Below are 9,626 nucleotides of genomic sequence, written 5' to 3' on the forward strand. Positions count from 1 at the left end.
GACGCCAAAGAGCGTCGCATCCTCGTGGTGGACGACGGCCGACTGGTGGGCATCCTGTCTGCCAGCGACGTCGCGGCCTGGGTGCAGCGCAGCCAGGAGGTGGGCGCGCTGCGCGGCGAGGGGTGAGCCGTGGGGCCGCCCCTCAGCGTCGCACCGACTCCACCCTGACGCCGTCCTCCAGGATCTCGGACGGGAACAGGATCACCTCCTCGCCCTCGGCGAGCCCGTTCAGCACCTCCGCGTGACGGCGGCCGCGGTGTCCCACCTCGATTACGCGCAGGCGCGCGCGGTTGCCGGCGACGACGAAAACCGCCCATTCGCCATCGGAACGGAAGAGGGCGCTCACAGGCGCGCGCACGACATCGCTCGCCTCCCAGGCCACCAGGGACGCATCGACGCGGAAGCGGTCGCCCAACAGGACCGGCGCGTCGTCGAAGGCCACCACGACGTTGACGCGCTGCTCCTCTACGCCGAGCGGTGAGACCTTCGTAAACGCGGACGGCTCGACGAGGTCGATGCGGCCGTACAGGGTGTCGGCGTCCGGGCCGGCGCTGATCAGCGCAGGAGCGCCTTCCGCCAGCAACGTGGCGTCCTCGGTGAGCACGTCCACGACCACCTCGAGAGCAGCCGGGTCGCCGATCTCCAGGATGGGCGAGCCCGTCATGATGGTGCGCTCGCACTCCTCGTAGATGCGCAGGACCCGACCGCCGGCGGGCGCCCTGACCGGCGTCGGCTCACCTGGGGCCGAGCCCTCCGCTCCAGCCAGGGCGGCGCGCGCGCGGTCCACGTCGTGGGCCGCGGCCTCGGCCGCGCCGCGCGCCTGCTCGAGCCGGAGCGCGGCCGCGCGCTCTGCGGTCCCGGCCTCGTCCAGTCGCTGCTGCGCCACCGACCCGGGAACCTCCTGCTCGAGACGCTCCAGCCGCTCGAGCGACCGGCGGGCCTCGCCCCACAGCTCCTCCGCCTGTCCGACCGCCGCGCCGGCTGCATCCCGCGCCGCTTCGACGCTCCGGAGCGCTGCCGCCGCCTCGGTGCGCGCGCGCGAGTCCAGCGGCAGCGGGTAGACGCTCGCCACGACCTCCCCGGGCGCGATGGTGTCGCCGACCTCGCACTCGAGGCGCTCGAGCCGGCCGGTGACCGGCGCCGAGATCACGAAGCGGTCCCGCACTCGCGTCTCACCGTCCTCGTCGATCGTCACGCGCAGCATGCCACGATCGACCTCAGCCAGCTCCACCGACACCGGATCCGGGCGCATCACGAGGAGTACGGCCGCGACTACCGCGGCGAGGGTCAAGCCTATCCAGATGTGTCTTCTTGCAAGCCTCATGGCGACCTCATTCCCTTGTCTTCAGCACGCTGATAAGGTCGATGCGGTCCAGGCGGCGTCGCACCAGGAAGGCGGACAGGGCCGCCGAGGCCACCACGATCCCCGCCGCGAGCAGGTACGTCTCGGGCAGCATCACCGCCGGCAGGCGGAACAACTCGGTCTCGAAGCGAATCATTACCAGGAGCGTGAGCGCCCAGCCGAGCGTCAGTCCCAGCGGCAGCGCCAGCAGCACCAGAACCGCCTGCTCTCCGAGCAGCATGCGCGCCACCTCGCCGCGGGAGAAACCGAGCACCCTCAGGCTGGCGAGGTCGCGCCCCCTCTCGGAAAGCGCGATGCGGGCTTGGCTGTAGACGATCGCCACGACCAACACCGCGCCCAGGAAGAAGGTCGTGCTGAGCGCGATCGTGAAGCTCCGCTGGATGGTCTCGTTGAAACCCCGTACGACGGCCTCCTTCACCATCACCGAGGAGACGCCGGGCAGCAACTTGAGCCTACCGTAGAGCTCGTCCTGCGCAGACGCATCCACCCGCAGCCAGGCTCCGGAGACCGCCTGCGCTTCACCTAGCAGCCGATTGAGGCTCGCCGCCTCCATGTAGACGTCGCCTCCCATGAGCTCCTCGACCAGGCCAGCGACTACGACAGATTCTTCGGGTCGGTGACCCTCCGTGATCTCGATACGCACGGAGTCGCCGAGCCCTACTCCCAACTTGTCGGCCATCATGCGGCCCACGAGGACGCCGTGCGCGGGCGGCTGGTGCACGCGGTAGTCGGTGTCGACGATGCGCCGGAGCTGGCCCTGGGGCACGAGACCGATGATGGACGTGCGCCGCTCGCGGTGCTCGTAGGTGACGCGGGCCGGGCTGATCCGAACGGGCTCGGCCATGAGCACCCCCGGCAGATGCTCCAGCTCGGCCATTACGTCCGGCGATCGAGGCGCTTCGAAGAAGACCGCGATGTCGTCGCGCGAGGCCTGGCGGAACTGCAGGTCGGCGATCACGTCGATGGCGTCGAACATGGACAGGAGCGCGGTGAGCACGCCCAGCGCCAGGGCGATGCCCGCGGCGGTGCTGACCGACTTCCAGCGGGATCTGACCACGTTGCGGGCTATCATTCTGCCCGCCGGCGTCAGCGCCCGCCAAAGCCTCGAGCCCTCCCAGCGCCAGTGGCGGAATCGGGCCGGCGCGGGCGGCGCCATCGCGACCGCAGGGGCGATGCGCAGCACGCTGCGAATCGCCGCCAAAGCCCCCGTGAGCCCGGTCGCGAACGCGATCGCGACGGCAAACCAGACGACGGCCCAGGCCAACTCGAAGGCCAGTTCCGGGAACTGGTAGTAGCGCCCGTAAACGCTGGCCATGCCGTGCGCGAGCCGGATGCCCAGGACTATCCCCACCGCGGTCCCCGCCGCCACGGGCAGCAGCGCCAGTTTCAGGTAGTGCGACGCCACCGACCGGCCGGAGAACCCGAACGCCTTCATCAGGCCGATCTGCTCGCGCTCCATCCTCACCAGGCGCAGCATGCTCGTGTGCAGGAGGAAGGCGGTCACGATCAGAAACAACGCCGGGAAGAACGACGCGGTCACCTGTGTCTCCTCGATCTCGGAGGTGACGAACTCGTGCGACAGGTGGAGGTCGCGGCCGTACGCGCCGGTCCCTCCGTAGGGCTCCAGGGACTCGTCCACCTCCGCGAGCACGGCCGCCTCCGATGCGCCCTCGCGCAGATCCACGACGAGGTCGTTGAAGCCCCCTTCCATCTCGAACGCGGCGGCCATGGCGTCCTCGCCCATCCACATCGCGCCGAAGCGGCGGTTGTCCGGGAACATGCTCCCCAGGCCGCTGATCTCGTAGATGAACTCGGGCGAGATGGCGGTACCGACGATCGTGAGCTGCTCCCAGCGCCCGCTGATGTTGGCGCCGAGCGCGTCGCCCGGCCGGAGTTGGTTGGCGGCCGCGAAGGCGGCGCTCACCACGATCTGGTTGCGCCGGTTCGGCTCCGGCAGCCGGCCCGACCTCAGGTGCAGTCGATTCAACGCCGGGCCGCCGTCGATGGGCAGCGAGACGAGACGGCCGGTGGCGGGCTCGGCGAGGCCGGGGACGTCGACCAGGACGTCGCGCACGATGCGGGTGTAGACCTGCCCCACCCCGGCAATGTCCCCGATGCGGCCCTCGAGTGACTCCGGGGCGCGCACGGCATGGGCGAACAGCTCTCCGAAGCCGTAGTCGTCGTAGTAGGCCCGCTGGCTGTCGCGCAGGTAGCCGTGCATCGACCGCAGCATGATGAACACCGCGACGCCGCAGGCCGCCAGGCCGGCGACCGCGAAGAGCTGGCCCTTCAGGTGGGCCGCGTCCCGCAGGACCTTCAAGTCGAGGGTGCGCACGATCTCACCACTCGATGTCCGCGGGACTGGCTCGCACCTCGTTCTTCTCCTCGGCGACGATGCTGCCGCTGCGCATGCGCAGCACCCGGTCGGCGAGCGCGCCGATGGACGCGTTGTGGGTGACCACCACCGTGAGCGTGTCGGTCTCTCGGTTCACCTGCTCCAGCACCTCCAAGATGAGCTTGCCGGTCTCGTAGTCGAGCGATCCGGTGGGCTCGTCGCACAACAGCACGTCGGGCCGCTTGGCGACGGCGCGGGCGATCGCCACGCGCTGTTGCTCGCCTCCGGAAAGCTGGGCCGGGAAGTGGTGGAGGCGCTCCTCTAGGCCCACCATGCGCAGCGCCTCCTCGGGATCGTAGGGCTCCTCGGAGATCTCGGTGACCAGGCGGACGTTCTCCAGCGCGGTGAGGCTGGGTAGCAGGTTGAAGAACTGGAAGACGAAGCCGACGTGCTCCCTCCTGAAGTCCGTGAGCTCCGACTCGTCCGCTTCGCTCAGCCGGTGGTGGCCGAAGGCGACGTCCCCCTCGGTGGGCGTGTCGAGTCCGCCGAGGATGTTCAGCAGGGTGGACTTGCCGCTGCCCGAAGGTCCGAGAATGACGACGAACTCGCCCGGGCTCAGGTCGAGGTCCGTGCTCTCCAGCGCGCGCACCTCCACCTCGCCCATCTCGTAGACCTTGGTGAGGCCACGCGCGCGGAACACGGGCGCGCTATCCGGGCCCGTGACGGGCTCGGTCCGGTGGACCTTATCGGGTGAGAGCGGGGGCATGGCTCATCCTCGATGACGATGCGGCTGCATCAATCTACGGTCCAGGCGCGGCGGCCGTCGTCAGGCGGAGGGACACCCCGTGTGGGGCGCCTCCCCTCAGCCTGGGCGCAGCACGCGCCCCGGCGCGTGAGCCATGCGCTCACCGTCGCGGAGCACCCACGCGCCGTTGACCAGCACGTGCGGGATCCCGTCCGGGTAGCGGTGGGGGTCGTCGAAGGTCGCCACGTCCTCCACGCGGGAGGGGTCGAACGCGACCAGGTCGGCGAAGGCGCCGGGCGCCACGAGTCCGCGGTCCACGAGACGCAGCCGGCGCGCGGGGGCGCTCGTCACCTTGGCGATCGCGGCCTCGAGAGGTAGGACCCCGAGGTCCCGGACGTAGCGCCCGAGCACGCGGGGGAAAGAGCCATAGGTACGCGGGTGTGGGGCGCCCCCGGAGAGCGGGCCGTCTGTCGCGCGGGCGCCTCCGTCAGAGCAGACCATGCCGGCTGGGTGGGCGAGCGCCCGCTCCACGTTGTCCTCGGTCATGGCAGTGACCACCACGCCGGTCCGGTTGCGATCGCCGACGATCAGGTCGAGCACCACGCGCCACGGATCGACCCCTCGGTCCCCGGCCAGCTCGCCGAGGTCGTGACCTACTGCGTAGGCGAAGGCATCGTCTCCCGCTGATGTGACCTGGAAGCGGCCCCAGTCGCCGACCTTGGCCACCTTCTCCCGGGCCGCGGCCTCCAAGCGCCCTGCGTCGTCGCCCGAGAGTCGACCGATGAGCGCTTCGGTCCCCCCCTCTCTCGCCCACAGCGGGAACAGCGTGGCGCCCAGAGAAGTCGCGTACGCGGTGTAGGGATACACATCGAAGGTCACGTCCGCGCCGCCGGCACGCGCCCGGTCGATCAGCTCGAGCGCGACGTCTCCCTTCCACCAGTTGCGCCCTCCGAGGGCCTTCAGGTGCGACACGTGGGCCGGCACGCCCGCGCGGCTGCCCACCGCGAGCGCCTCCTCGATGGCGGCCAGGAGGGTGTCGTCCTCGTTGCGGATGTGGCTCGCGTAGGGAAGGCCCGTGGTACGGAGCGGGGCCGCGAGAGTGGCGAGCTCGTCGGTGCTGGCGAACCCCCCTGGCAGATACTCCAGTCCGCTGGACAGGCCGCACGCGCCCGCGGCCAGCGCCTCCACCACGTGCTCCACCATGCGCGCCAGCTCCTGCGCGGACGCGGGCCGGTCGTCCAGCCCGACGACTCGCTGACGCACCGTCCCCGCGCCGATCATGCTCGCCACGTTGGGAGCCATGCCGTCCCGCTCGAGCCGCGCGAAGAAGCCACCCAGGTCGCGGAAGTCGATGTCGACATCCAGTCGCCCGCGCGCCGCGGCGGCCATCCCATCCGACCAGGGTCCGACCGAGCTGCCGTCCTGGCCGGCGACCTCCGTCGTGACCCCCTGGCGGATCTTGCTCTCGGCGCGCGGGTCGACGAGCAGGCCGAGGTCGGTGTGCGAATGGATGTCCACGAACCCGGGCGCCAGCGCGAGCCCCTCCAGGTCCACCTCGTCCAGGTCGGCCGCTCCGGGCAGACTCGGACCGATCGCCGAGATGCGATCGCCCAGGATGCGTACGTCCGCCCGCAGGGGAGGACGCCCCGTGCCGTCGTACACGACCCCTCCGCGCAGAATCAGCCCGGCCCTGCGCGCGCGGAGAACGCCGGGCACCCGTGATCCCTCGACCTCGGCTTCCTTCGCCAACAGATCAGCCGGGCGCGCCAGGATGGCACCCGCGGCGGCACCGAGGATCTCCAGGAAGCGGCGGCGACTCGATCGGTTCTCTAATTTCTGCAACGGGCGTCTCCGTCGGCGTGAACGGACCTACCTGCCTCCCCGGTAGGACCTTGCGAAACCACCGGCCTGCGCGCCAGGGCGGGATGCGGCTACGACATCGTCGCGTGTCGACTACGTAGTTCCGCGGAACCGCCTGGGGCCTCTCGACCCCGATCTTCGGCTGCAGGTACCGGCGCCGCCCTGCGCCCAGCCGAGGAAGAATTGCAATGAACGACACACCCGCAGCGGGCCGCCGAACGCGGGCCACCCCGACGAGAGAGCCTCCTTGCGCCACAAACGGCCGTCCAGCAGTGTCAATGGAACCCGCTCAACGCATACCGTACGGGGGCCGCCGAATCATGGTCGACGTCAGGACGCTCGGCACCGTCGCGATCTCCGCCGAAGGTGAGAGGCGCCTGGGTCTTCTGGCGCACCCGGACGCATTCGTGCTGTTCACGATGCTGGCACTCGAGGGCCCGCTGGATCGGTCCGACCTGCTCGGCATGCTCGCGGGCGATCGGCCCTCCGGCTCCGGACACCGTGCCAGCGAGGAGCTTCTCTCCGAGCTGATCGCCGTTATCCGGGCTTCGCTGGGTCATGAAGCGGTCGATGATGCCGCCACTGAGGTCCGACTCGGTTCGACGCCGGGGGTGAGGCTCGACGTCGCTCGCTTCGAAAAACGAGTCGCGGCCGGGGACTGGGCCGGGGCGTTGCGCGAGTACGGCGGAGCATTCCTGGTGGGCATGCCGCCCCTGTCGGTGCGGGGACTGGCCCGGTGGCGAGAGGCGAAGCGGGACCGGCTTGCCGCCCAGGCGCAGGCGGCGCGCGCGCGGGTAGGCGGGGCAGGATCCGCCGGCGACGCCGGGGCTCCCGAGGCCCTGCCGGATCCTCCGCGTTCGCCACTCACCCGGTTCATGGACCGCCTGCGCGAGCGCGTCATCTATCGGCTGGCCGTCGTCTACGTAATGGTCGCGTGGGCGGCGCTCCAGGTGGTGGACATGCTGGTCGATCGGGAAGTGCTGTCCGGCGCCTTTTTCAGGGCCGCGCTTGTCGTCGCGCTGGTGGGCTTCCTGATCGTGATCCTGTTCGCATGGGCCCAGGAAGACACCGCCGTCGGCGTGGATGGATCACCCGGAACGCGTGGCCCCTGGCCCCGTTGGGTGCGCAAGCCGCGAACGACCCAGGTGGTCGCCGCGCTCGCCGCGGCGCTGGTGATCCTGATTGCCAGTTTCGTCGTCCTGCGGCGCGTGCTCCCGGAGCCGCCACCCGCCACGGGCGCGGACCCGCGCAGCGTCGCGGTGCTCTACTTCGACGACTTCAGCCCGGGCCAGGATCTCGGGTCCCTCGCGAGCGGCTTCACCAGCGACCTCATCGGCCAGTTGCACGCAGTGCCCACGCTGGACGTGAGGTCTCTCAGCGCGGTCAAGCCTTACCGCGGCGGGGAGGTCCCGCTGGACAGCGTTTTCCAGGATCTGAACGTCGGCGCGATCGTCGAGGGCGGATTGGCTCGGTCCGGGGACAGCCTCAGGGTCACCGTGCGCTTGATCGCCGCTGCCGACAGCGGCGCCAGGGTGGTCGCGTCCGCCGATCTATTCGGCGCGACGGGCAACGAGCTGGCGCTCGGCGCGGACCTCGCCACCGAGGTGGCGAGGCTGCTGCGCGAGGAGCTCGGCGTGGAGATCCGCCTGAGATCCCTGCGCGCCGAGACGGAAAGCGACGACGCCTGGCTGCTGGTCCAGCGAGCGCTCGAAGCTCGCGATGAGGCGATAGCGATTCTCCCGTCCGATGCCCCGGGCGCGATCGGATCGCTGGTAGCATCCGACTCGCTCCTTGCCGAGGCCGAACGGCTGGACCCCGACTGGACCACGCCGATCGTGGAACGCGGTTGGACCGCGGAGCGCAGATCCCTCGCCGAAACAGAGTTCGCGGGCAGCTACGTAGCATCCTGGGCGAGCGAGGCGATGCGGCACGCCGATCGGGCGTTGGCGAAGGCCCCCGGCGACGCGGCGGCGGCCGAACTGCGGGGCCGGGTGGGGTTCGGACTGGCGGAGGTCGCCGCCGAGCCGGAAGCGGGGGATCTGATGCGGGAAGCGGAGCGCGATCTGCTGGCTGCGCTGCGAGCCGACCCGGATCGGCCCGTTGCCGCGTGGGCGCTCAGCAGACTGTATCGAAGACAGAACCGCTACGAGGAGGCGTTTCGGTACGCGCGGCGGGCGCTGGAGGCGGATTATTATTTCGATCAGGCGCCCTCGGTCGTCTATCAGCTCTATACGACGGCGAACGATCTGCGGGACGGTGAGGCAGCGGACCGGTACTGCTCGGAAGGTCGTCGGCGCTGGCGACAGATAGGGGCGTTCTACATTTGCGGCCTCATCCTGTTCAAGTCCTACGGGGCCGACTCGAGCGACGTGCAGAGCGCCTGGGAACTGCAGGACGGCTTGGTGCGCGTTTCCACGGAGGCCCGGAGGAGCGTGAATCGGCGCTACGGCCTGATGCTGTTGGCGGGCGTCGCCGCCAAGGCCCAACTCGGCGACTCGGCGCGCGCTCTGATCGAGCGCGCACGGGAGCCCGAGCCGATACCACTTTTCGCCAGAGATGAGGCACACGCCTGGCTGCTGCTCGGCGACCCCGACCTCGCGCTCGACCGCTTGGAGGAGTTCGCGAAGGCCCGGCCCGCCGCTCGCGAATCGTTGCGCGGGGACTGGTTCTTCGAGGAGCTCTACGAAACGCCTCGCTTCAAGGCGCTCACCGGGCAACTCGGCGATGTCTGAGATCGTTCATCGCCGCGGTTGACCCAACGGAGTCGCCCCCTTAGCCCGTCAGCCTCTGCTCACCTGATGGGGAGCCCCGGAACGATCACCGCGTCGGGGTCCAGCGGGATCCTTTCTCCGGCCGGCGTCACGGCGACGATGTCGTACTTGAAGGCGCCGAGATTGTTGGCCTGACCGCCGCCGACGCCGCCGGCGTTGGACCTAACCGTATCGAAGGCGAAGGGCGTCGAATCCGGCCTGAAGACCACCTCCCAGCTGGCGACGGTGGCGTTGCTTAGCCACTCGAGCCTCTGGCCCGCGCACACCAGGACCGGTTGCCGGTTCACTGCCACCACGGCCGAGTCCCCGTCCGGCACCACGGAAATCGTCACAGGACCGGACAGCCTGGGCGGAATGTGGCACGCAACTTCTTGGTCGTCCGCGCCCACTTGCGGTCCATCATCGACCGTATCGTCGGGCGGTCCGGGACGACAGCCGAACAGCGCGACGAGTGCGAGGAGCGCTACACAACGGGGGAGAGCGTTGGCGTTCATGGTGACTCCTGGTCGCCGGTAACTTCCTTCGCTGACCACCCGCGGCGGGCCGAATCCC

6 protein-coding genes are annotated in these 9,626 nt (G+C 70.1%); 1 reads left to right on the plus strand and 5 read right to left on the minus strand.

The features are described 5' to 3' along the window. Window positions 1-142 precede the first annotated feature (142 nt). From ABFS34_14845 to ABFS34_14860, 4 genes are all read right to left on the minus strand, one after another. Window positions 143-1,324, minus strand: coding sequence for an HlyD family efflux transporter periplasmic adaptor subunit (locus ABFS34_14845; protein MEN8376702.1), 1,182 nt, complete (start codon window positions 1,322-1,324; stop codon window positions 143-145). Window positions 1,325-1,331: 7 nt separating this feature from the next. Further along, entirely contained in the window at window positions 1,332-3,698 is a 2,367-nt protein-coding gene (locus ABFS34_14850) for an FtsX-like permease family protein (protein ID MEN8376703.1), read from the minus strand. Between the two features lie 4 nt (window positions 3,699-3,702). Next, complete coding sequence (locus tag ABFS34_14855) at window positions 3,703-4,464, minus strand: ABC transporter ATP-binding protein (protein ID MEN8376704.1); 762 nt, start codon at window positions 4,462-4,464, stop codon at window positions 3,703-3,705. A gap of 96 nt (window positions 4,465-4,560) precedes the next feature. After that, the gene (locus ABFS34_14860; protein MEN8376705.1) at window positions 4,561-6,285 is read right to left on the minus strand and encodes a D-aminoacylase; all 1,725 of its coding nucleotides are present in this window, start codon (window positions 6,283-6,285) and stop codon (window positions 4,561-4,563) included. Window positions 6,286-6,581: 296 nt separating this feature from the next. Between ABFS34_14860 and ABFS34_14865 the strand changes: the two genes are divergently transcribed. After that, window positions 6,582-9,035: a hypothetical protein gene (locus tag ABFS34_14865; GenBank protein MEN8376706.1), complete on the plus strand. Its 2,454-nt coding sequence runs from the start codon at window positions 6,582-6,584 to the stop codon at window positions 9,033-9,035. A 59-nt stretch (window positions 9,036-9,094) separates the two neighbouring features. On the opposite strand, the gene ABFS34_14870 is transcribed toward ABFS34_14865, so the two are convergent. Then, on the minus strand, window positions 9,095-9,626 hold a 532-nt coding region (locus tag ABFS34_14870), incomplete at its 5' end, for a hypothetical protein (protein MEN8376707.1).

The sequence above is a fragment of the Gemmatimonadota bacterium genome (genome assembly GCA_039715185.1).
Classification (GTDB): domain Bacteria; phylum Gemmatimonadota; class Gemmatimonadetes; order Longimicrobiales; family RSA9; genus DATHRK01.

Bases quoted from the DNA above. Each gene is read 5' to 3' on its own strand.
- ABFS34_14845 (MEN8376702.1), bottom strand. From the start codon at position 1,324: ATGAGGCTTGCAAGAAGACACATCTGGATAGGCTTGACCCTCGCCGCG.
- ABFS34_14855 (MEN8376704.1), bottom strand. From the start codon at position 4,464: ATGCCCCCGCTCTCACCCGATAAGGTCCACCGGACCGAGCCCGTCACG.
- ABFS34_14865 (MEN8376706.1), top strand. From the start codon at position 6,582: ATGGAACCCGCTCAACGCATACCGTACGGGGGCCGCCGAATCATGGTC.